This window comes from Diaphorobacter caeni, from assembly GCF_015354245.1.
In the GTDB taxonomy this organism is placed as follows: Bacteria; Pseudomonadota; Gammaproteobacteria; order Burkholderiales; family Burkholderiaceae_C; genus Diaphorobacter_A; species Diaphorobacter_A caeni.
In genome coordinates this window covers 612,644-635,187 of the sequence record NZ_JADKYZ010000003.1, presented here as the reverse complement: position 1 = coordinate 635,187, position 22,544 = coordinate 612,644, and the positions used below count along the sequence as shown (strand labels likewise).

The following is a 22,544-nucleotide window of genomic DNA, read 5'->3' as shown; positions in this document are numbered from 1 at the left end:
TGAATGTCGTCAGTCGAGCGTGATGTGCGCGTCCTGCGCGATCTGCCCCCAGATGCGGACCTCCTCGTTGAACGCGGCTTGCCATTGCGCTGCGGTGGGTGCGGGGTCGATGGGAAGGGCTCCGCTGTCGAGCACGGATTTGCGCATTTCGGGTTGCGTCATGGCGAGGTTCACAGCATGGTTGAGCCGAGTGATGGTGGCTGCGCTCATCTTCGCCGGGCCGAACACGGCGTACCAGCCGACAGTGTCGAATGCGATTCCTGCCTGCGCGAGCGTCGGCACGTCGGGCAGTGCGGAAGCACGTTCGGAGCCGGTGATGGCCAGCGCGCGCAAGCGCCCGGAGCGGACCAGAGGTGCCATCGAGACGACATCCATGATGGCGATGTCCAGCTGGCCGGACAGGATGTCAGGCAGCGCGGCCTGGCCGCCCTTGTAGGGCACATGCGTCATGCGAAAGCCCCCGAGTTGCTGCATGCGAGAGCCTACGAGATGGGGCGGTGCGCCTGTGCCGAAGGTCCCGTAGCTGATGCCATCTGGCCTGCGCTTGGCTGCATTGACCAGATCGGAGAGGTCCCTGAGCGGCGAATCTGCGCGGGTCACGATCAGCAGCGGCACGGAGGCTATCTTCGCAACGGCGCTGAAGTCCTTGACTGGATCGAACGGCAGCCCCTTGAAGACCGCTGGAGCGATCGCGAACGGGGCGGCGGTGAGCATCAGCGTGCAGCCGTCGGGCGCGGAGTGCGCGACATGGTCAGCACCGATGTTGCCGCTGGCTCCGGCGCGGTTGTCCACGACGACGGTCTGCTTGAGGTCCTGTCGCAAATGCTCGCCGAGCTTGCGCGCGATGATGTCCGTGCCGCCGCCCGCAGGAAACGGCACGACCAGCCGGATAGGACGCTCTGGCGGGCAACTGGCCGCCTGCGCGTGGACGGTGAGAGAGGCGCAAGCCAGCAGTGTCAGGGTAATCACGTTTCGCATGGAACACTCCTTGACGGGGATCGTCATGCTTGCCATGTTGCGACGATCTTTCATAATGATCCAGCCGTAAATTCATTTGCTTTCATGGATTTTTATGATGGAAGATTCTGCCTTTGCTTTGAACCTCCGGCGTCTGAGGCTGCGGCACTTGGAGGTGTTGCTGGCCATTGCGCGCTGCGGCAGCATCACTGCAGCTGCCGATGCGCTCGGAAGCACACAGCCCGCCGTGTCCCAATGGCTGTCCGAAATCGAAGCCGCGCTCGGCGTACCTCTGTTCGTGCGCGGCAGGCAGATTCGCGCGACGGCGTATCTGGCACCGGTGCGGCGGCACGCGCGCCGCATGGTGGCCGATTCGCATGCGCTTGGCGACGAGTTGCGCGCGGTGTCTGTCGGCGCCACCGGCTGCGTGCGCATGGGTGTGATGCTTGCGGCAGCGGTGGAATTGGTGCCTGCGGCCATTGTCGAGATGCAGTCGGAGCCGAGCGGCCCCCACCTGCAGATCGTCGAAGACATTGCCGCGGGTCTGTGGACTCGATTCGAGCGCAGCGAACTGGATATCCTGGTCGGTCGTCTCGACGAACGCGCGTTTGGCGGTGGACTGCTGCAGGAGACGTTGTTCGATGATCTGCACGCCGTCGTCGTGCGCACCGGTCATCCGTTGGCACGCAAGCGCACGCTGCGCTGGAGCGATGTTCGCGACTGTCCATGGGTGCTGCCGCCACCGGAGACCGCGTTGCGCCGCGCGCTCGATGCGAGCTTTCTCGATCATGGGCTGGCGCCGCCGCGCGCATGGCTGGAGTCGGCTTCCACGACCGTGACCGAGGAGGTGCTGCGGCGCACCGATGCCATCGGCGTGCTTTCAGGCGCGGCGGCGCGGCGCAATCAGGCTCGCCGCCTGCTCTCTGCGCTGGCTTTGCGCTTGAGCTCCAACGTCGGGCCCATCGGCATGGTGTGGGATGCACGGGAGCCCAGTCTGGCGCTGGTGGCTGTGCTGGATGCGCTTAGGAACGCGGCAAAGCGGATGCACGAATGACACACAGGCGACTGCCGTTGCTCGTCCGAATCCGCGCATCTCGTTATTCTTCGCGGGCAATGTCTGCACACCGTTATTCGTTGGATTGATTCGCCATGAGCCACTTGCGTACCACCGCTGATTTTCTTCTTCATGACTGGCTCGATGTGTCGAAGCTGACCACGCGTGAGCGATTTGCGGATCACTCGCGGGAGACCTTTGATGCGGTGCTCGACACCTGCGAGCGCATCGCGCGGGAGAAGTTCGCGCCATTCAATCGCACGGTCGATGTGCAGGAGCCGCACTTCGATGGCGAGCGGGTGGTTCTGCCGCAGTGCACTCATGACGCGCGGCTGGCCTATGCGGAGAGCGGGATGCTGAGTGCCGCGCAGGACTATGAGCTGGGCGGCATGCAGTTGCCCTACGTGGTGGAGGCGGCGGCGAATGGGTTCTTTTCGAGTGCGTCGGTCAGCATCAACACCAGCATGCTGACTTCTGCGAACGCGAATGCGATTCTGGTGGCGGGGTCGCCCGTGCAGCGGCAAGTGTTTGCGGCCAATGAGTTCAACGGGCGCTGGGCGGGCACGATGGCGCTGTCGGAGCCGCAGGCGGGATCGTCGCTCAGCGACATCGCCACGCGTGCCGAGCCCGATGGCGAAGGGTTTGAGAGCGACGCGCTCGGTGCGCGCTATCGCCTGCGTGGCAACAAGATGTGGATCAGTGCGGGCGAGCATGAGCTGACCGAGAACATCGTGCACCTGGTGCTGGCCAAGATCCCCGACGAGCAGGGCAAGCTCGTGGCGGGCGTGAAGGGCATCTCGCTGTTCATCGTGCCCAAGCGCCTGGTGAACGAGCAGGGCGAGCTGACCGGCGAGCGCAATGACGTGGCGCTCGCGGGGCTGAACCACAAGCTCGGCTGGCGTGGCACGACCAACACGCTGTTGAATTTTGGTGAAGGAAAGTACCCTGTGCGGGGCAGGGCGGGCGCGATCGGCTATCTGGTCGGCCAGCCGGGCGAGGGCCTCAAGAACATGTTCCACATGATGAACGAGGCGCGCATCGCCATCGGCATGGCGGCGACGATGCTGGGGCTTGCGGGCTATTGCGCGAGTCTCGACTATGCGAAGACCCGCACGCAGGGCAGGCCCGTGGGGCAGGGTGGCAAGGACGCTTCGCAGTCACCCGTGCCCATCATCGAGCACGCCGACGTGAAGCGCATGCTGCTGGCGCAGAAGGCGTATGGGGAAGGGGCGCTGGCGCTCAATCTGTATTGCGCGCGGCTGGTGGACGAAGGTCGCACGGCGCCCAAGGACGAGGCAGAGCGCGCCAGACTGCTGCTCGAAGTGCTCACGCCGATTGCCAAGAGCTGGCCGAGCGAATGGTGTCTGGAAGCGAATTCGCTCGCGATTCAGGTGCATGGCGGGTATGGCTATACGCGTGACTTTCCGGTCGAGCAGTACTGGCGCGACAACCGGCTGAACATGATTCACGAGGGCACGCACGGCATCCAGGCCGCCGACCTGCTGGGGCGCAAGGTGCGCATGCAGGGCGGGGCGGGGCTCAAACTGCTGGCCGAGACGGTGAACGCCACCATCCAGAAGGCCATGGCGCACGCCGCGCTTGCGGGCCATGCCAATGCGCTGGCGCGCGCCCTCGCCGAGGTGGGATCGGTCACCAAGGCCGCATGGGCCCATGAGAATCCGCACGAGGCGCTCGCCAACGCCGTGCCTTACATGCAGGGCTTCGGTCACATGGTGATCGCGTGGATCTGGCTGGATGTGGCGTGCAGCGTGCTGGAGAAGGACGCGTCGCTCGCCGATCCGCAAAACGCCGGACGCATGAGCGCGATGCGCTATTTCTTCGGCTACGAACTGCCGAAGATCGGCGCGTGGCTGGAGGTGGCGCGGACGCGCGACATGACCTGTGCGGACATGGCCGTCGATGCGTTCTGAAGGATGGCTGACGGATGGCTGGAGGGGTGAGTCGCTTCGCTCGTCCCGCCGCTCTCGCGTGGCTTGCATGTTCGCTCTCAATCGGCGCTTGAGAGTTTCAGTGCATTGTGAAGTTCGGTGCGCCTTGAGTAGCTGATTTGCCCTCGGTACGGACGATTGAGCCCTCGCTGTCTAGGGGTTAGTCCGGGCGGTTGTGTTGAGAACCATTACCATTCGCAGCATTCCGCTGACAGGCGCTCCTCGTGGACGCTGCGCCAATGGCGCTCACAACAACTTTGGGACTCGACATGAAGCATCGTTTTTCTTTCGCTTTGACGGTGGCCGCGCTGGCCGCCACGGCAGCCGTTTCCGCTCAGGCCGCGGCCGACGAGGTGACGGTCTACACGACGCGTGAACCCGCGCTGATCCAGCCGCTGCTGGCCGCGTTCACGGCGCAAAGCAAGATCAAGGTGAACACGGTGTTCGTGAAGGACGGCCTGCTCGAGCGCGTCAAGGCCGAAGGCGAACGCTCACCCGCCGATGTGCTGATGACGGTGGATGCGGGCAATCTGCTCGATCTGGTCGAAGGCGGCGTGACGCAGCCGGTGAAGTCCGCCGTGCTCGAATCCGCGATTCCTGCCAACCTGCGCGGTGCGGATGGCTCGTGGTACACGCTGTCCATGCGGGCGCGCGTGCTGTATGCCGAGAAGAATCTGCCGCTCAAGAGCTTCCGTTATGAAGATCTGGCCGACCCCAAGTGGAAGGGCAAGGTCTGCATCCGCGCGGGCCAGCACCCCTACAACACGGCTCTGGTGGCCGCGATGATCGCGCATGACGGCGAGGCCAAGACCGAGCAGTGGCTGCGCGGCGTGAAGAACAATCTGGCGCGCAAGGCCACCGGCGGCGACCGAGACGTGGCACGCGACATCCTCGGCGGCATCTGCGACATCGGCCTGGCCAACACCTACTACGTGGGCCATATGAAGGCCTCGAAGGAAGGCACGGACGCGCGCAAGTGGGGCGATGCGATCAAGGTGATCAAGCCGACCTTCGCCAACGAAAAGAGCGGCGGCACGCACGTCAACATTTCGGGCGCATCGGTCGCCAAGAACGCGCCGCAGCGTGCCAACGCGGTCAAGCTGCTGGAGTTCCTGGTCTCCGAGCCGGCGCAGAACATGTACGCACAGGCCAACTACGAGCACCCGGTGCGCAAGGGTGTGGCGCTTGATCCGGTGGTCGCGCAGTCCATCGGCGAGCTCAAGATCGATCCGCTGCCGCTGACCGAAATCGCCAAGCACCGCAAGCAGGCGAGCGCGCTGGTGGACAAGGTGGGCTTTGACCGCTGAGGCGAGCACGATCCCGCTTTCTGACTCAACACCCGTGACGGGGCGCTCGGCATTTCGCCGGCGTCCCGTTGGTGCTTTGTGGCAGGGCACATCAGTGCTGATCGCGCTGGGCGTGCTTGCGCCCGTGGTGTCGCTGATCTGGCTTGCGCTCGGTGCCGATTGGGCGCACTGGACGCATCTGGTGCAGTACGTGTTGCCCGATGCCGCGCTCAACACCGCGCTGCTGATGGCGGGCGTGGGCGTGCTCACGCTGGTCATCGGCACCGGCTGCGCGTGGCTGGTCAGCGCGCATGATTTTCCCGGTCGAAAGCTGCTGCACTGGGCGCTGCTGTTGCCGCTGGCGATGCCGGCGTACATCGTCGCGTTCGCGTATCTCGACCTGCTGCATCCGATCGGCCCGGTGCAGGGCGCGCTGCGCTGGATGCTGGGCTACAGCAGTCCCCGTGAATGGCGTCTGCCCGATCTGCGCTCGATGGGCGGCGCGGTGTTCGTGCTCGGCTTTGTGCTCTACCCCTATGTCTACATGACGGCGCGGGCCATGTTCATGACGCAGCCCGCGCACTTGATGGAAGCTGCGCGCATGCTCGGTGAGAGCCGCTGGGGCGCGTTTCGCCGCGTGGCGCTGCCGATGGCGCGACCCGCGCTGGCGGTGGGCCTGAGCCTTGCGCTGCTCGAGACGCTCAACGACATCGGCGCGTCCGAATTTCTGGGCGTCAACACGCTCACCGTGTCGGTCTACACCACCTGGATCACCCGCACCGATCTGGCCGGAGCCGCACAGATCGCGTGCTCCATGCTGCTCGTCGTTGTCGCGCTGGTGTGGATGGAGCGCCATGCGCGCCGCCATCAGCGCTACGGCTCGGCGCAGCGCATGCGTGCGATTCAGCCCGAGCGACTGCACGGCATGCGGGCGTGGCTCGCCACGCTGTTCACCGCCGTGCCGGTGCTGATCGGATTCGTCGCACCCGCCATGTATCTGTGCTGGGAAAGCTACAAGCGACTGAGCCAGGGGCAGGGCGTTTCGGCGGGGCTGTGGGCGAGTCTTGCCAACACGCTCACGCTCGCGCTTGGCGTGACGGTCGTGACGGTGATCGCCGGTCTCATCGTCGCCTGGGCCACGCGCAACGGCGTGAGCACGCGCGCGCCATCGCGCTGGCAGGCCCGCGTCGCTACGCTCGGCTATGCGATTCCCGGCACGGTGCTGGCGATTGGTCTGCTCACGCCTGCGCTGGCGTTGGACGGCGGCATCGCGCGCCTGCTGAATCTACCGGGCCTGCCCCTGATGGCGCTTGGCGTGGTGCTGGTTGTGGCCTGCGGCATCCGTTTTCTGGTGATTCCCGTGGGCGGCCTGGAGTCCGGTCTGCAGCGCATTCCCGCGACGCTGGAGCAGGCATCGCGCCTGCTCGGCGAGACGGCCTTTGGCACGCTGCTGCGCGTGCACCTGCCGCTGCTCAGGCCTGCCATCGCGGCCAGTGCGCTGCTGGTGTTCGTCGATGCGATGAAGGAGCTGCCCGCCACGCTGCTGTTGCGCCCCGCGAACTTCGATACGCTCGCCACCTGGCTGTACGCGGAGGCCGCGCGCGGCACGTATGAAGAGGGCGCTGTCGCGGCGCTGCTGATCGTGGTCGCGGGCCTGCTGCCCGTGGTGCTGCTTGCGCGCACCCAGCTGCAGCCGAGCGCGCCCACTTTGGAAAATCACCCGGAATGACGACATGACGGCCGCCCTGCGAATCGATCACCTGAGCCTTTCTTACGACACGCCGCGCGGCCCGCACCCGGTTGTGCGCGACTTCGCGCTTGCGGTTGAATCGGGCGGCATCGCCTGTCTGTTCGGGCCTTCCGGCTGCGGCAAGACCTCGGTGCTGCGGGCGATTGCGGGTTTCGAGCCGGTGCAGGGCGGCGAGATCCGGCTGGGCGACACGGTGCTGTCGTCGGCATCCGTTCACCTGCCGCCCGAGAAGCGGTATGTCGGGATGATGTTCCAGGAATACGGCCTGTTCCCGCACCTCACGGTCGCGCAGAACGTGGTCTTCGGCCTTCGCCGGCAGAGCCATGCCGAACAGCAGGCGCGCTGCGATGAACTGCTCGCGCTCGTGGGTCTGCGCGACGCGGCGAAGAAGTACCCGCATGAGCTCTCCGGCGGTCAGCAGCAGCGCGTGGCGCTGGCGCGCGCGCTCGCGCCGTCGCCCGCCTTGCTGCTGCTCGACGAACCATTCTCCAACCTCGACGCGGCCACGAGAGAACGCCTCACCATCGAGGTCAGGGACATCCTCAAGCAGACGGGCCAGACGGCCGTGCTCGTCACCCACAACGAGCACGAGGCGCGCACCATGGCCGACTCCATGCTCGTGATGCACCCGCTGGCAGACGGCGTGCCGCACCCGGGTTCGCACTGATCGATCGCGGAGGGGCATGCCCTATACTGGCCGCATGTCGTCAACGCGCATCGCATTCCTTTCTGACTGCCCAGCCACCGGAATCCTTCCGGTCGGCGCGCATGTGCGCTGCTTTGATCATTCTCCCAATACGCCTCCACCTGCCATGACCCTGGCGCCGCCACCTCCCGTTGCGGTCGCTGCCAATCCGCCACCCGTTCTCGGGTCCGTCGCGGTTTGATGGTCCGGTCACGCCCTTTCTTTTTTTGATTCGCGCTGGCTCGCGTGGACGCATGCATTGACTGCATGCGTCGTGCCTGATCGCGCACGTTGGCGTGACCTGCTTTGTTTTCCATTCTGGACAGCAGGTGAGATTTTTCATGTCTTCTTTTTTTTCTTCATTCAAACTCGATTCCGTGAGCCAACGCTTCGGAGCCTGGTCGGGCGCCGCTGCCGCGTGCGCCTTCGTCATTCTCTGGGGCAGCTCGGCCATCGTCACGCGTTGGGCGCTGGACCACGGCAGCGCCTCCGCCGTGCTCATTGCCCGATACGGCATCGCCTTGCTCGTGCTGCTGGCGGTGATCGGCAATCCGCGTAGATGGCTCCCCGCACCCGGCACTCGCAAAAGCGTAGCCATCGCAGGCTTGGTGATGATCGCGGGCTACTCGGTTTGCTACTTCGAGTCCATGTCCATGGGCATCACCCCAGGCATGCTCGCCGTGGTCCTCGGCGTGCAGCCCGTACTGACTCTGTTGTTGTTGGAGCGTCGCTTCACGTTGATGCGTCTGTGCGGTCTGCTGTTCGCATTGGCGGGTCTGGTGATGGTCGTCTGGCAAAGCCTCATGCGCACCGGTCTGGACGCTGCAGGCATGGCCTTCGCGTTGGGTGCGCTCGTGTGCATCACCGCAGGCTCGCTGCTGCAAAAGCGCGTGCAGCAATCGCCGCAGCAGGTTTTGCCGCTGCAGTACGTCATGACCCTGCTGGTCTGCCTGCTGTTCGCGCAGATGCAGCCATTGCGCTGGGAGATGAACTGGGGCTTCTGGCTGCCCGTGCTGTTCCTGGCCATCGTCACGTCGGTGTTCGCGCAGTTGCTGCTCTACAGGCTGATCCAGAGCGGGAATCTGGTCAATGTGACGAGCTTGTTTTATCTGGTGCCGGCGGTGACGGCGGGGTTGGATTTTTTGCTGCTTGGCAATGCGATGAGTGCGCTTGTCGTGGCGGGGATGGTGTGCATTTTGGTGGGGGTGGTGGTGGTGCACCGGAAGCCTTCTCGCTTATCCGTGAGGTAGGGATTTTTTTGCTCCTGCTGGGGGTTTTGGGTTCGAGGCCGGGAGTTCCGCCCGGCGGCGGAGTAACTTTTTGGTCTTGCCCAAAAAGTCACCAAAAATGCGCTTTTGAATACCCGCGGCAGAACTCGCTTTGCGCTGCGCGCGCCGCTCGGACAACCGCCGCGAGCTAGTGCTTAACCAAGAGGTGTGTTCGGCACATCGCTGCGCTCGTGCCGGGCATCTCGCGACTTCGCGAGATGCTGGTGCGCCCGCGCTGCGCGATTTTTGATTTGCTCGCTGGATCAACTTCTTCAAAAGAGCAACGGGCATGGGTCGCCCAACCCAACTCCACAAACACCCCGGCACGAGCGCAGCGAAGTGCCGCAACCACCTCTTCAAAACTGATTTCCGGCGGTTGTCCGAGCGGAGTGACGAAGGAACGCAGCGAGTTCCGCCGGAGGTATTGAAAGCGCGTTTTGGGTTACTTTTTGCGCGCAAGCAAAAAGTGACTGCCCAGCCGGGGGCAGTCCCGGCCTCCGCCCTCCACCCCTTCAGCAGCCGCAGAAAAAATCAACCCAAACGACCGCTCAGCTTGGCAGCTAACAACACAGGTACATGCAGCAAAGCAGCAAGCACACGAATCAGCAGCGAAAGAATCTCCCCACGACCAGAATAAGAAATCAAAGACTCCTGAACCAGCGTAGCGTCAGCACGCCCGATGACAGCAAGCCGCACCCACGTACCCGCCGGCACCCCGTGCGGCTCCCACTGCATGCCTCCGCCGTAGAGCACATGCTGGAACAGCACGCCGCTCTGTTCCCATTCCAGCTGCAGGGCGCCGTGGGTGCAGCGCAGAGATTGCACGTCCGACACGCAGAGCATCTGCGGGGGCTGGCCGCGTTTCAAAACGAAGGTGGAGGTTGGGCTTGCTGTGTCCATGATCTTTCCTTGAATTCCAACGTCGAAACGGAGGTTGGAGTGGTCACAACTTTAGGTTTCAGGGCCTGATCCGCACAGGCACACACCAAGCAAGAGAGCAACAGAACAGTATGGTCTGCGCTTATCTGTTATGGTCGATTTGCATGGAATCTGTATCTGTTCGTCCATCGCCGCAATCGGCAGAATGACGGGCTGGCGACGCTTGAAAAAGCAAAGGATCGGCGCATACATCATGGACAGCAGACTGTTGACGGAGGCGGCTACGGCCATCGAATCCGCGCTGCACGACGGCGCATCGGGCAGTGATTTGCCTGCAGCGCATCTGTACCAGCGCTGGGCTGAGCACTATGCCGAAGCCATCCACGCGGGCGTGCTCAAGGTGCAGGAGCGCATGCCTTCGGTGCGCGAGCTGCGGCAGCGTCATGAGGTGAGCCACACCACCGCGCTGCAGATCCTGCGGGAGCTGGAGTCGCGTGGGCTCATCGAGGCGCGTGCGCGGGTCGGTTACTTCGTGCGCGGGCAGACGCTCGACATGCCGACCGCGCGCGAGCCGCAGGCGCTGGTGCCGTTTGACGCGCACGCCAACACCTTCGAGAGCATCGGCGACCGCATCTCGGACTATCTGAACAAGGCGCGGCTGATCGGCACGTTCAAGGCCGATCTCGGCAGCGCCATGCCTGCGCCCGAACTGTTCGATTCGTCATTTCTCAACCGGCAGGCGATCGCGCTGCTGCGCGAGCAGCCGGATCTGCTGGTGCACGGGCCTTCCGCACCGTACACGCACCCGGATTTTCAGGCCGCGATGGCGCGCTATGCATTGACCTTCGGGATCAGGGTTCCACCGACGCAGATCGCCGCTACGCTTGGAAACTCAGAGGCGGTGAACCTCGCGCTCGATGCGCTTACGCAGGCGGGCGACATGGTGGCCATCGAGTCGCCGACGTTCTACGGCATCGTGCAGGCGGTGGAAGCGCGCGGGCTGCGGGCGCTGGAGATTCCGTCGAGCCCGCACACCGGCATGTCGCTGGAGGCGCTGGAACTGGCGCTGCGCAGCTACCCGAACCTCAAGGCCGTGATCGTCGTGCCGCACCTGCAGATGCCTCAGGGCGCCACTATGCCCGACAGCCACAAGCGGCGCATCGTCGCCATGTGCGCGGAGCGCGGCGTGGCGCTGATCGAGGACGACATCTATCGCGAATTCGTCGAGGACCCCGGCGTGCATCGGCCCTGCAAGGCCTGGGATGTGGACGGCACGGTGATCTACTGCGCATCGCTGTCGAAGAGTTTTGCGCCGGGCCTGCGCCTTGGCTGGATGAACGCGGGACGCTGGCACGACAAGGTGCAGATGATCAAGTTCTCGCGCTCGCGCAACATGCCGCTGTGGCCGCAGCTGCTGGGTGCGCGCACGGTCGGCACACCGTTCTACATGCGCCATCTGGCGCGCATCCGCAAGGCCTTGCGAGAGCAGCGCGAGCAGGCTGCGCAGGCGGTCGCGCGCTGTTTTCCCATTGGTTCACGACTGAGTCTGCCGCGAGGCGGGCTGAGCATCTGGGTCGAGCTGCCCGAGGGCATCAGCAGCGCGAGGCTCTACGACAGCGCGCTGGCGCTCGGTGTGCGCACCGCGCCGGGCGACATGTTTTCCAACACCGGAAACTACGGCCACTTTCTGCGCCTATCCTGCGGCATGCCGTTCACTGCACAGATAGAGGATGCTTACCGCGTGCTCGGTCGCCTGATGCACGAGCAGTTGGGCCTGCCGGCGCGGACCTGAGATCGTCAACACGCGCTGAGTCACATCGACATTGTTTGAATCGAACGGCCACCATCAAGACCACCAACATGACCACTGACATGACCCAGCGACTCGAAACCATGCTGGCTTCGGGCAAGGAGACCTCGCTGCTGCGCTACACGCTTGGCAAGAACTACATCGACGCGGAGCAGTTCGAGCGGGCACGCGAGCATCTGCAGCGCGCGGTGGAGCTCGATCCCCAGTACTCGGTGGCGTGGAAATTTCTGGGCAAGGCGGCGCTCGAACTTGGCGACAGGGAGGGCGCGCGCGATGCATGGAACCGGGGCCTTGCCTGCGCAGAGGGGCGAGGCGACGCCCAGGTGGTCAAGGAACTGGGCGTGTTTCTGCGAAGGCTGGACAAGAGCGCCTGAGCGCTCTGTCTCCCATCATTCAGCCTTGGATGGTGCCGACGGCCTCGCCCAGACCGATGCGCACCGCGCCGTCGCGTTCGCACCAGCCGCGCAGGATCAGCGTGTCACCGTTCTCCAGAAAGCCGCGCGTCTCGCCGTTGGGCAGGCGGATGGTGGTCTTGCCGCCCGAGGTCAGCTCCAGCAGCGATCCGGCCGAGTCCTTGGTCGGTCCCGACAGCGTGCCCGATCCGAGCAGATCGCCGGGCTGGAGATTGCAGCCGTTGACGGTGTGGTGCGCCACCAGTTGGGCCGCGGTCCAGTAGGCGGCGTCGTGCGCCGAGCCGAGCGTGAGACGCACCGGCGCTTCACCCGCTTCGCGCATGCGCTCGGTCTGAATCAGCACCTCCAACTGGATGTCGAGCTGACCCTGCTCGCGGTTCTTCGATCCGTCCAGATAGGGCAGCGGCTGCGGATCGTCCTTGGCGCGGGTGAACGCGGCGCGGAAGGGCGCGAGCGCCTCCATGGTGATGATCCATGGAGCGACGGTGGACGAGAAATTCTTCGACAGAAACGGGCCGAGCGGCTGGTACTCCCATGCCTGCAGATCGCGTGCGGACCAGTCGTTGAACAGGCCCACGCCAAACAGGTGCGCCTCGGCGTCGTCAATGGAAATGGGGTGGCCCTGCGCGTTGCCGCGACCGATGTAATAGCCGAGCTCCAGTTCGTAGTCGAGGCGCATGGACGGGCCGAGCACGGGTGCCTTGGCGTCGGGCGCGAGCGTCTGGCCGTTCGGGCGCTTGACGGCGGTGCCGCTCACGACGAGTGAGCTCGCACGGCCGTGGTAGCCGATGGGCACCCATTTGTAGCTGGGCATCAGCGGGTTGTCCGGGCGGAACAGCTTGCCGACCGTGGTCGCGTGGTGGATGCCGGTGTAGAAATCGGTGTAGTCACCGACGCGGCAGGGCAGCGTGTACTCGCAGGCGCTCTGCGGATGCAGGGCCCGCTGCCAGGCGGCCTGACTGGCGCTGTGCGCGGCGAGTCCGTCCGAAATCTTGGTGCGCAGATGCACGCGTTCGGCGGCCGAGGCGTTCATCAGCGCATTCATGTCGTCGGTGTCGATGAGCCCGGCCGCGCGCAGGTCCAGCACCTGATCGCCGATGGCGACGCCGATGCGATAGGCCTGTGCGCTGCCTGCGGGGCGAAAGCGCCCGAACGGCAGGTTCTGGATCGGGTAGTCCGCGCCGGGCACGTTGGCGGATTCCACCCAGCTTCTGCGCTTGGGGTCGTGGGTTGCGTCGATTGCGTACATGGCTTCTTCTCTCGTTCTCAAAGTCTTTGTGAATGGGAGGCGGCGCGCTCAGAGCGTGTAGAGATCGTCAACACGATCTCAGCCGGCATCCGCGTTGAACTGGTCCTTGAGGCCCGCCCAGCAATCCGCATAGTCCTGATCGAGCGGCGCCTGGTTCATCGCGTAGGCGGTGGGCACGAGGCGGTAGCGGCTCTCGAACATGAAGGCCAGCGTGTTGTCGAGCTTCTGGGGCTTGAGGTCCGCCTGGCTGGCCTTGTCGAAAGCCTCCTCGTCGGGGCCGTGCGGCACCATGCAGTTGTGCAGGCTCGCGCCGCCGGGCTTGAACCCTCCGGGCTTGGCGTCGTATTCGCCGTAGACGAGGCCCATGAATTCGCTCATCAGATTGCGGTGGTACCACGGTGGGCGGAAGGTGTTCTCCATCACCAGCCAGCGCGGCGGAAAGATCACGAAGTCGCAGTTGGCCGTGCCGGGCGTGTCACTTGGCGAGGTGAGCACGGTGAAGATCGACGGATCGGGATGATCGAAGCTGATCGAGCCGATGGTCATGAAGTGGGCCGTGTCGTACTTCACCGGCGCCAGGTTGCCGTGCCATGCGACCACGTTGAAAGGCGAGCTTCTGGTGGGCGCGCGCCAGAAGCGACCTCCGAATTTCTTGATCAGCTCGTGCGGCTCGGCGGGCTCGTCGAACGCGGCCACCGGCGCCAGAAAATCGCGTGCATTGGCGAGACCGTTGGAGCCGATGGGACCAAGCTCGGGCAAGCGAAATTGCGCCCCGTAGTTCTCGCAGACATAGCCGCGCGAAGGACCTGCGCCGGCGTCCGAATCGGGCAGGGCGATCTTGAAGGCCACGCCGCGCGGAATCAGCGCGATCTCGCCGGGCTGCACCTCGAGCAAGCCCATCTCGGTGGTGATGCGCAGGCGTCCCTGCTGCGGCACGATGAGCAGTTCGCCATCGGCATTGACGAAGGCGCGTTGCTCCATCGAGCGTGTGGCCAGGTAGACGAGCGAACCCATGCCGGTCTGCGACTCGGCGTCGCCGTTGGCGGCCAGCGTGCGCATGCCGTCGACGAAATCCTGCTCCACGCCGGGCTCGAAGGGGATGGGGTGCCAGCGCAGCGGCTCGGGCGCGATCGCCATGTTCTTGTCGCCGCCGGTGGTCCACAGAGCCTGCGTGTAAGGCTGGTAACGGCCCGCAACGACCGAGGGTTGTCGGCGGTACATCCAGCTGCGGCGGTTCTCGTGGCGCGGTGCGGTGAACGCGGTGCCCGAGATCAGCTCGGGGTAGAGGTCGAGCGGGGCGCGCTGCGGGCTGTTGCGACCCCGAGGCAGCGCGTGCGGCACCGCCTCGCTCGCGTATTCATTGCCGAAGCCACTCTGGTAGGAAAGCGTTGCGTTGTCTGTTGACATGGATGGGTGTCCTCATTCCTGTGTGTTGCCTGGTGGGGCCGCCGAGGGCGCAGGGCCGCTTCGCGCATCTGGTCAATGCGATTGTCTGGCCGCCCGGAGCACCTGCATGAGCATCGACAATGTACCAATGTGGCTGGACCGTTGCAGCATCAGTGGCATGGAGCGTCTGGCGCTGCTCGACAAAGAAAAACGGCCAGCGCGCGGGAGGTGCGCACTGGCCGTTCTGAGGCGGAGCATGCCGGGTTCGTTCAATGCGCGCCCGACGCCTCCGCTGCGCCGCCGCCATGCGGCGCGGGCCGCTTGGTCAGCCAGATCAGCGCGATCAGCGAGAGGAACAGGAACGAGGACGCGAGGAAGATGTCATCCGCCGCGCGGGTGTAGGCCTGCTGGTCGATCAGCCGGTTGATCTGCGCGAGCGCCTGCTCCTGCGACAGCCCGGCGGACTTGAGGCCCTGCAGCGTGACGCCGAAGATGCCCTGTCCCTGAACGAGTCCCTCGGTCAGGTGCGCGTGGTGCATGGCGGCGCGGTTGTCCCACAAGGTGGTCGCGATCGACGTGCCCATGGCGCCCGCGGTGATCCGCACGAAGTTGCTCAGACCGGCGGCGGCCGGGATGCGGTCGGGCGTGAGTCCGGCCAGCGTGATGGTGGTCAGCGGGATGAAGAAGAACGCCATCGCGCCGCCCTGGATCAGCGTCGGGATCAGGATGTGGTTGAAGTCGGTGTCGGTGTTGAAATGCGAGCGCATCCACAGCACCAGCGCGAAGATGATGAACGCGCCCGTCGCCATCATGCGCGGGTCCCACACGGCGACCTTGCGGCCCACGAGCGGGGTGAGAATGATCGCGAAGATGCCCACCGGCGCGAGCGCCATGCCCGCCGACGTGGAGGTGTAGCCGAGCCACTGCTGCAGCCACAGCGGCAGCAGCACCACGTTGCCGAAGAACACGCCATAGGCGATTGACAGCGCGATGGAGCCGGCCGCGAAATTGCGGCGCTTGAACAGGCGCAGGTCGACCACGGGATGCGCGTCGGTCAGCTCCCAGATGATGAAGACGACGAAGCTGATCACCGCGACCACGGCCATGATGATGATCTCGGTGGACGCGAACCAGTCGAGTTCCTTGCCTTTGTCGAGCATGAGCTGCAGCGCGCCGACCCAGAGCACCAGCAGCGCGAGGCCGATCGAGTCGATGGGCAGCTTCTGCGTGGGCGTCTCGCGCTTGCGGTAGATGCTCCACGTGAGGAAGGCCGAGAGCAGGCCGACCGGCACGTTGATGTAGAAGATCCACGGCCAGGAGATGTTGTCGGTGATCCAGCCGCCAAGCAGCGGCCCGACCACGGGCGCGACCAGCGTGGTCATGCCCCACAGCGACAGCGCGACGCCCGCCTTGGAGGCCGGGTAGCTCGACAGCAGCAGGGTCTGCGACAGCGGGATCATCGGCCCCGCGACGAGGCCCTGCAGCACGCGGAACAGGATCAGCAGCTCCAGCGACGAAGCGAATCCGCACAGCCAGGAGGTGAGCACGAACAGCAGCACGCTCATGGTGAACAGGCGCACCGCGCCGAAGCGCCGCGTGAGCCAGCCCGTGAGCGGCACGGAGATGGCGTTGGCCACGCCGAAGCTGGTGATCACCCAGGTGCCCTGGCTCGGGCTCACGCCCACGTCGCCCGAGATCGCGGGGATGGCGACGTTGGCGATGGACGAGTCGAGCACGTTCATGAACGTGGCGAGCGACAGCGCCAGCGTGCCCATGACCAGCGTGGCGCCGTGCAGGGGCTTGGGCGGTGCAGGCATGGCCTGCGGTGGTGGCGCGGGTGCAGCGACGGCGCGGCTTGCGCCGTCGTCGTCAGGCAGTGCGCCGGAGTTGGTGGTGGCAGTCATGGAACGGACTCGATTCGCGATTGCTGGGTGGCCCGATTACTTGGTGACTGCGTGGTGGGCGGGCGTGCTGGCCTGCGCGAGCCGCTCGCTGGCGGCGGGCGCCGCATCGCTCGAGAGCGCGGGCAGGCCGGTCAGAGGCGCGACGCTTTTGCCTGCGATGATCTGCGCGATGCGGGCCTCCGCCTCGGGCATGGCGTTGCCGTAGAGCGCGGTCTGCGCCACGGGCGCCTTGCGGGTATCGGCGGCGAGCATGGCGCCGCTCTTGTCGCTCACGTTCACTTTGACCTCCATCGACAGGCCGACGCGCAGCGGATGGGCCTTGAGGTCTTCGGGCGCGAGGCTGATGCGCACGGGCACGCGCTGCACCACCTTGATCCAGTTGCCGGTGGCGTTCTGTGCGGGCAGCAGCGAGAAGGCCGCGCCCGTCCCCGCGCCGAGGCCGACGATGGTGCCGTGGTAGGTCACCTTGTCACCGTAGACGTCGGCGACCAGCTCGGTCTTCTGGCCGATGCGCAGGTCGGCCAGCTGGCTTTCCTTGAAGTTGGCATCGACCCAGAGGTTGTTCAGATCGACCACGGTCATCAGCGGCGAACCGGCGGCCACGCGCTGGCCGAGCTGCACGCCGCGCTTGGCGACGAAGCCCTGCACCGGCGAGATGAGGCGCGTGCGCTCCAGCGCCAGATAGGCCTCGCGGACCTTGGCGGAGGCGGCCAGAACGGCGGGGTAGTCGCTTGAATCGCTGCCCTTGGTCCTGGCCTCGGCGGCATCGAGCTGCGCGCGCGCGGCGCTGACCGCTGCCTGCGCCGCGACGACGGCGTCCTGCGCGGACTTGGCCTGCGACTGCGCATGATGGAACTCTTCCTGACCGACCGCGCCGGTGAGCGTGAGCGGGCGGCGGCGCGCCACGTCATCGGCGGTGCGCGAGGCTTCGGCCTTGAGGCGAGAGAGATCGGCCTGCTTGGCCGCGACCTGTGCCATCAGCGGCGCGTTGTTGGCGTAGAGCGTGCGGGTCTGGCGCACGATCTGCGCGAGCTGTGATTCGGCCTGCGACAGCGCGACCAACGCATCGGCCGTGTCGAGCTGCACCAGCAGCAGGCCGGGCTTGACGAAATCCGTGTCGTCGGCCCCGATGCTCGTCACCGTGCCGCCGACCTGCGGCGTGATCTGCACCACGTTGCCGCCCACATAGGCGTTGTCCGTGGTCTGGAAGTTGCTCGAGACCATCCAGTGGTAGCCGCCCCATGCGATGGCGGCCACAACGACGGCGGCGGCCACCGCGGTCAGGCCTTTCTTGCGGCCCTGCGGGTTGGCGGTCGGGGTGGCTGGCTTGGTGTTGTCGGTCATGATGTTCGGCGCTCTGTTGTTCGTTGAAATTGGTTTTGCTGCCTGGAGCCGTCGTCGTTCGCGGCCCGGGGTGGTGAAAAGGAGTGGTGGCCTGCTTGCTTACTGTCCCTTGCTGACCTGCACGCTGGCCGTGTCGTCCTGCCAGCCGCCGCCCAGCGCCGCCATCAGCGCGATGCGGGTATCGAGTTCGCGGGCGCGCAGGTCCACCGCCAGACGGCGCTGGTTGATCACCTGACCCTCGGTGTTCAGCACCACGATCTGGTTGGCGAGCCCCGCCTTGTAGCGCTGCACAGCGAAGTCATAGGCGCGTTCGGCCTTGCTGAGCGACTCGCGCTGCAGCTTCTGCTGGCGCTCGAGCGACTGCACCGACGCCATCGCGTCACCGGCCGGCTTGACCGCGTCGAACACCGTGCCGTTGTACTGCGCGATGGCGGTGTCCAGATCGGCCTGCTTGCCGCGCAACTGGGCGCGCAGACGCTCGCCCTCGAAGATCGGCAGGCGCAGGGCCGGAGTCACGCCCATCTGGCGCGAGCTGGCGTTGAAGAGCTTGTCAAAGCCGATGGCGTTCAGCCCGATGAAGGCGGTGATGCTGATGTCGGGATAGAAATCGGCGCGCGCGCTGGTGATGCCCTGCGTTGCGGCCTCCACGCGCCAGCGCGCGGCGACCACGTCGGGGCGGCGGCCCAGCAGGTCGGTGCCGATGGTGCTGGGCACCTGCTCGACTTTGAGCTGATCGAGTCTGGGGCTGAGGCCGTTCTGCGCATCGGGTGCCTGCGCGCACAGCACGGCGATCGTGCGGCGGGTGAGGGTGATCTGCTCGCTGAGCATTTCGATCTGCGTGTCGGCATCGGGCAGGGCGGCCTCGGCCTGCGTGAGTTCGACCTGGCTGTCGAGGCCCTGGCGCGTGCGTTGCTGGCTCAGGTCGAGCAATGACTTGCGCTGCGCGAGCGTGCGCTCGGCGACCTCGCGCTGCGCGAGCTGGCGGGCGAGCGTCACGTAGCTGCGCGCGACCTTCTCGGCGATCTGGTTGGCGGCAGCGGCGCTGTCGGCCTTGGCGGCACGGGCCTGGCCGAGCGCGGCTTCCAGCTCGGCGGCGTAGCGGCCGAAGAAATCGGGCTTCCAAGACAGCCCGGCCTGGATGTCGCCGGTGTTGTAGGTGTGGCCCGCGATCGGCGCGGGGACGAGGCCGTTTTCTGAGTAATGCTGGCGCGTGCCGCTGGCGGAGACGCTGCCGTGGATGTCGGTGGCCGTGCTGCTGGCCTGCGCCATGGCGGCGGCCTTGTCGAAGCGCGCGTGGCTCGCCGCGACGCTGGGGCTGCCTTCGAGCGCAGTGACGATCAGCGCATCGAGCTGCGCGTCGCCGAGCTGCTTCCACCATTGTTCGGGGACGATGGTCTCGCGCTGCCCGGAAAGACCGAGGTCCTGCGCCTGCACCTGCTGGTAGGCCGGATGGTCGGGCCCCTGCGAGGCGCAGCCTGCAAGCACGAGTGCGGCAAACAGCGCCGTGGCGGCGGCTGGAAGGCGAAGCGCGTCCATCGCGCTGAAACGAGTGAGTGACATGATCTTGTTGTGTGTTGGAATATCTGTCGGAAAAATCTGGGAGCCGAATCCGGTTCGGCGCTGACTCAGCGTGGGTTCATTGCCGACGGGACGAGGCAGTCGGCGTCCGGTTTGAGGATGGTGTCGTCCGAAGGTGAACTGCGCATGGCATCGCCGTTGACGATCATGCGCTGCAGCATCGCGACCAGGGTCCTGCATTCCTCGTGGCTGAATCCCGCGAGATGGCAGTTGAGCACCCGCGACAGCACCTGCGGCACGTCAGCCGCGATCCGTCGGCCCTCGTCGGTCAGCACCAGATGCACGACGCGGCGGTCCGCCGTCGAACGCTCGCGACGCAGCAGGCCCTTGGCCTCGATGCGATCCAGCGCGCGGGTCACGGAAGCGGGGTCCATGCCCAGATCCTTGGCCAGTTGCGCGTTGGTGGTATCGGCGCACAGGAGCAGCTTGTACAGCGGCAGCCATTGCACATAGGTCAGCCCATGCACCTCGAGCTGCGCATCCGCCTGCTGGAGGATGGAGCTCAACACCCGGCGCATCAAAAAACCGGCGCTTTCGGTGGGCGTGTATTTGTTGGGTTTGTAGTAGAAGGTCCGCTCGTCGTCGGGGGCCACCACTGGACTGTCACTGTTTGTCATGCGCTTGTCTGTGCAATAGTTGTCATGTCAAATATATCGGCCGCAATTATTGCACGGAGCTTTTGTGGCTGCCAGACACTGATAGGGTGAGGGTTTTTGGCTCGGCAGCGGGGCTGCGTCGTGGCCGGAGGAGGGCGGACGGGCGGGGTCGTCCGGGAGCGCGGGGGCTGGAGCGCGTGATTGGGGTGACCGATGTGACCGGCGTGGCCGGTGTGGTTCAGGCGACCGGGCCGCGCTCGGGCCCGGTGCCGTGCAGGCGAAGCGATCAGCTCAGCGGAAAACGGATCGCGGCGATGATCACCAGGCCCAGCGCCAGGTTGAACGCCACCCACTTGCGGATGCTGCCCAGCGCCGCGCCGCCGGCCGCCCAGTTTCCGGCCTCGACGGCGGTGTTCAGTCGCTTGTAGAGCGCAAAACGGATGTGCCCGAACACGGCGACCATGATCAGGCCGAGCACGCTCATCACGATCCACGACAGCGGCATGTTGAACTTGGCGCCCGCACCTGCGGCCATGCGGTGCATCTCGCCGATCATCCCGAAGCCCGAGACCAGCACCAGCAGCACGAGAATCAGCACCACTTGGAAGAACCGGCCCAGCACGTCACGCATCAGCTTGACGCGGACCGGCGCTTCAAGCGCCTGCACGGCTGGGCGCAGAAAGAAATGCGCGAAGAACATGCCTCCGACCCAGATGACGATGGAAAAGAGATGGATGAGCTTGAGGGCGATGAAGAGCATGGAGATCAGCCTGTGGGGCGTCGGTATATGGTGTCCGGCCAGTTTAGGCCAAGGCTTCTATTCCACGCTCCATGCACCGCCTTCAATCGCGGGATTTCAAACCCATGAAAGCCACGGCACCGACCACGAAGAGCAGGGCCGCATTGGTGAGGATCACCACGTCGAACGCGTTGCCGAAAGCCATCTGCGCGGCGCCGATCAGCCGGTGCACGGCCTCGCCGCCCAGTTGCTCGGCGGTCATCAGCGCCTCGTCGAGACTGTCGCGCACGGTCGATGGCAGGGTGACCGTGCCGCTGCCTTGCAGCTCCGCGAGCGTGGGCATCGAGCGCGTGTAGACGGCCGAGAGCAGCCCGCCCGAGAGCGTGATGCCGAGCGCGCCGCCGAGCTCGTAGGAGACTTCCTCCACCGAGGCGGCCATGCCCGCGCGGTCTTCGGGCGCGCTCATCATGATGGTGCTCGAAGCCGTGGTGATGGCCGCGCCCATGCCCAGACCCATGAGCACCATCGCGCCGATCCGCCACAGCGGCGACGGCAGGTGGTAGGTGCATGCGAACAGCGCCATGCCGGCGCTCGCGAGCACCAGTCCGCCCGCGAGCATGCGCCGGTTGCCCACCCGCGGCAGCCAGCTTCCGGCCAGCGGCCCGGCCACGAAGGCGGCCAGCGGCAGGGGCAGAATCGCCCAGCCGGTTTCGAGCGGCGAAAGGCCGAGCACGAGTTGCAAGCGCTGGCTGAACATCAGCTCGATGCCGATCAGCGCGGCGGCGGTCACCATGGCTCCGGCCACGGCGGCGCTGAAGGCGCGGTTGCGGAACAGCGAGAGGTCGAGCAGCGGGTCGGCGCTCCTGATCTGGCGACGGAAGAAGCCGAAGGCGAACACCATGCCGGTCACCAGTGCGATGGCGGCGGCCTGCCAGTCGGGTGACTGCTTGCCGGTCTCCTTGATCGCGTAGGTGAGCGCGACCAGCCCGACCAGCGCCTGGAGCGACGCCACCGGATCCCATGGCCGATCCGAGGTCGCCGCGCCACGCGGGATGCAGCGCCAGGCCAGCGGCAGCGCGATCAGCACGATGGGCACGTTGATCAGGAACACCGAGCCCCACCAGAAATGCTCCATCAGCGCACCGCCCACCACCGGCCCGAAGGCCATGCCGCCCGAGGCGACGGACGCCCAGACACCAATGGCGAAGGCGCGTTCCCGCTCGTCGACGAAGGTCAGGCGGATCAGCGAGAGCGTGGCCGGCATCATCATCGCCGCGCCTGCACCGAGAAACGCGCGCGCGGTGATCAGGAGACCAGCGGTCGGCGAAAACGCGGCCGCAAGCGACGCGAGCCCGAACACCGCCAAACCGGCCATGAACAGCCGCTTGTGTCCCAGACGATCCCCCAGCGTGCCCATGCCCAGCAGCAGGCCGGAGACCGCCAGCGCGTAGGCGTTCATGATCCAGAGCTTGTCGGAAGCGCTTGCGGCCAGATCGTGTGTGAGCCGGGGCAGCGCGGTGTAGAGCACGGTCACGTCGATCACGATCAGCAGCAGCGCGACCGAGACGATGGCCAGAATCAGCCAGCGCTTCGCATCACGCGCGGGCTGGCAGGAGGTGGGGATGGGGGCGGGGACGCACGTGGCGTCGGAGCGCGTTGGCATGAAAGACCTGAAAACGTGGGTGATCTGTGAAGTT

Annotated in this window: 18 protein-coding genes; 8 read left to right on the top strand and 10 right to left on the bottom strand. The window is 65.8% G+C overall.

Going from position 1 to position 22,544, the window contains the following annotated elements:
• Positions 1-9: 9 nt before the first annotated feature.
• A complete protein-coding gene (locus tag ISG32_RS10595; RefSeq protein WP_228529709.1) occupies positions 10-978 on the bottom strand; it encodes a Bug family tripartite tricarboxylate transporter substrate binding protein in 969 nt (322 codons plus the stop codon).
• A gap of 148 nt (positions 979-1,126) precedes the next feature.
• Between ISG32_RS10595 and ISG32_RS10590 the strand changes: the two genes are divergently transcribed.
• The 6 genes from ISG32_RS10590 to ISG32_RS10565 all read left to right on the top strand — a co-directional run bounded on the left by ISG32_RS10590 (position 1,127) and on the right by ISG32_RS10565 (position 8,931).
• The gene (locus ISG32_RS10590; RefSeq protein ID WP_194770951.1) at positions 1,127-2,011 is read left to right on the top strand and encodes a LysR substrate-binding domain-containing protein; all 885 of its coding nucleotides are present in this window, start codon (positions 1,127-1,129) and stop codon (positions 2,009-2,011) included.
• A 95-nt stretch (positions 2,012-2,106) separates the two neighbouring features.
• Positions 2,107-3,942: an acyl-CoA dehydrogenase gene (locus tag ISG32_RS10585; RefSeq protein WP_194770950.1), complete on the top strand. Its 1,836-nt coding sequence runs from the start codon at positions 2,107-2,109 to the stop codon at positions 3,940-3,942.
• Positions 3,943-4,229: 287 nt separating this feature from the next.
• Complete coding sequence (locus tag ISG32_RS10580; RefSeq protein WP_194770949.1) at positions 4,230-5,267, top strand: Fe(3+) ABC transporter substrate-binding protein; 1,038 nt, start codon at positions 4,230-4,232, stop codon at positions 5,265-5,267.
• A gap of 97 nt (positions 5,268-5,364) precedes the next feature.
• Complete coding sequence (locus ISG32_RS10575) at positions 5,365-6,975, top strand: ABC transporter permease (protein ID WP_228529743.1); 1,611 nt, start codon at positions 5,365-5,367, stop codon at positions 6,973-6,975.
• A gap of 4 nt (positions 6,976-6,979) precedes the next feature.
• Complete coding sequence (locus ISG32_RS10570; RefSeq protein ID WP_194770948.1) at positions 6,980-7,663, top strand: ABC transporter ATP-binding protein; 684 nt, start codon at positions 6,980-6,982, stop codon at positions 7,661-7,663.
• A gap of 359 nt (positions 7,664-8,022) precedes the next feature.
• Positions 8,023-8,931, top strand: a complete 909-nt coding sequence (locus tag ISG32_RS10565) for a DMT family transporter (RefSeq protein ID WP_194770947.1) — start codon at positions 8,023-8,025, stop codon at positions 8,929-8,931.
• A gap of 549 nt (positions 8,932-9,480) precedes the next feature.
• Here ISG32_RS10565 and ISG32_RS10560 read toward each other — a convergent pair.
• Entirely contained in the window at positions 9,481-9,849 is a 369-nt protein-coding gene (locus tag ISG32_RS10560; RefSeq protein ID WP_194770946.1) for a hypothetical protein, read from the bottom strand.
• Positions 9,850-10,081: 232 nt separating this feature from the next.
• Between ISG32_RS10560 and ISG32_RS10555 the strand changes: the two genes are divergently transcribed.
• Both ISG32_RS10555 and ISG32_RS10550 read left to right on the top strand, forming a co-directional pair.
• Positions 10,082-11,620: an aminotransferase-like domain-containing protein gene (locus tag ISG32_RS10555; RefSeq protein WP_194770945.1), complete on the top strand. Its 1,539-nt coding sequence runs from the start codon at positions 10,082-10,084 to the stop codon at positions 11,618-11,620.
• A gap of 68 nt (positions 11,621-11,688) precedes the next feature.
• Complete coding sequence (locus ISG32_RS10550) at positions 11,689-12,012, top strand: tetratricopeptide repeat protein (protein WP_194770944.1); 324 nt, start codon at positions 11,689-11,691, stop codon at positions 12,010-12,012.
• Positions 12,013-12,031: 19 nt separating this feature from the next.
• Here the strand turns inward: ISG32_RS10550 and fahA are convergent, their stop codons facing one another.
• The 8 genes from fahA to ISG32_RS10510 form a co-directional block, all read right to left on the bottom strand.
• Positions 12,032-13,300: a fumarylacetoacetase gene (gene fahA, locus ISG32_RS10545; protein WP_194770943.1), complete on the bottom strand. Its 1,269-nt coding sequence runs from the start codon at positions 13,298-13,300 to the stop codon at positions 12,032-12,034.
• A 78-nt stretch (positions 13,301-13,378) separates the two neighbouring features.
• Positions 13,379-14,707, bottom strand: coding sequence for a homogentisate 1,2-dioxygenase (gene hmgA / locus ISG32_RS10540; protein ID WP_194770942.1), 1,329 nt, complete (start codon positions 14,705-14,707; stop codon positions 13,379-13,381).
• 248 nt (positions 14,708-14,955) lie between these two features.
• Entirely contained in the window at positions 14,956-16,590 is a 1,635-nt protein-coding gene (locus ISG32_RS10535; protein WP_407645045.1) for a DHA2 family efflux MFS transporter permease subunit, read from the bottom strand.
• Positions 16,591-16,626: 36 nt separating this feature from the next.
• Complete coding sequence (locus ISG32_RS10530) at positions 16,627-17,934, bottom strand: HlyD family secretion protein (protein ID WP_194770941.1); 1,308 nt, start codon at positions 17,932-17,934, stop codon at positions 16,627-16,629.
• A 99-nt stretch (positions 17,935-18,033) separates the two neighbouring features.
• A complete protein-coding gene (locus ISG32_RS10525) occupies positions 18,034-19,494 on the bottom strand; it encodes an efflux transporter outer membrane subunit (RefSeq protein ID WP_194770940.1) in 1,461 nt (486 codons plus the stop codon).
• Positions 19,495-19,559: 65 nt separating this feature from the next.
• Entirely contained in the window at positions 19,560-20,129 is a 570-nt protein-coding gene (locus tag ISG32_RS10520) for a MarR family winged helix-turn-helix transcriptional regulator (protein WP_194770939.1), read from the bottom strand.
• Positions 20,130-20,394: 265 nt separating this feature from the next.
• Positions 20,395-20,868 (bottom strand): CopD family protein, encoded by a 474-nt coding sequence (locus ISG32_RS10515; protein ID WP_194770938.1) that lies wholly within the window; start codon positions 20,866-20,868, stop codon positions 20,395-20,397.
• 82 nt (positions 20,869-20,950) lie between these two features.
• Positions 20,951-22,510 carry an MFS transporter gene (locus tag ISG32_RS10510; protein WP_194770937.1) on the bottom strand — a complete coding sequence of 520 codons (1,560 nt, stop codon included), beginning with the start codon at positions 22,508-22,510 and terminating at the stop codon, positions 20,951-20,953.
• Positions 22,511-22,544 lie beyond the last annotated feature (34 nt).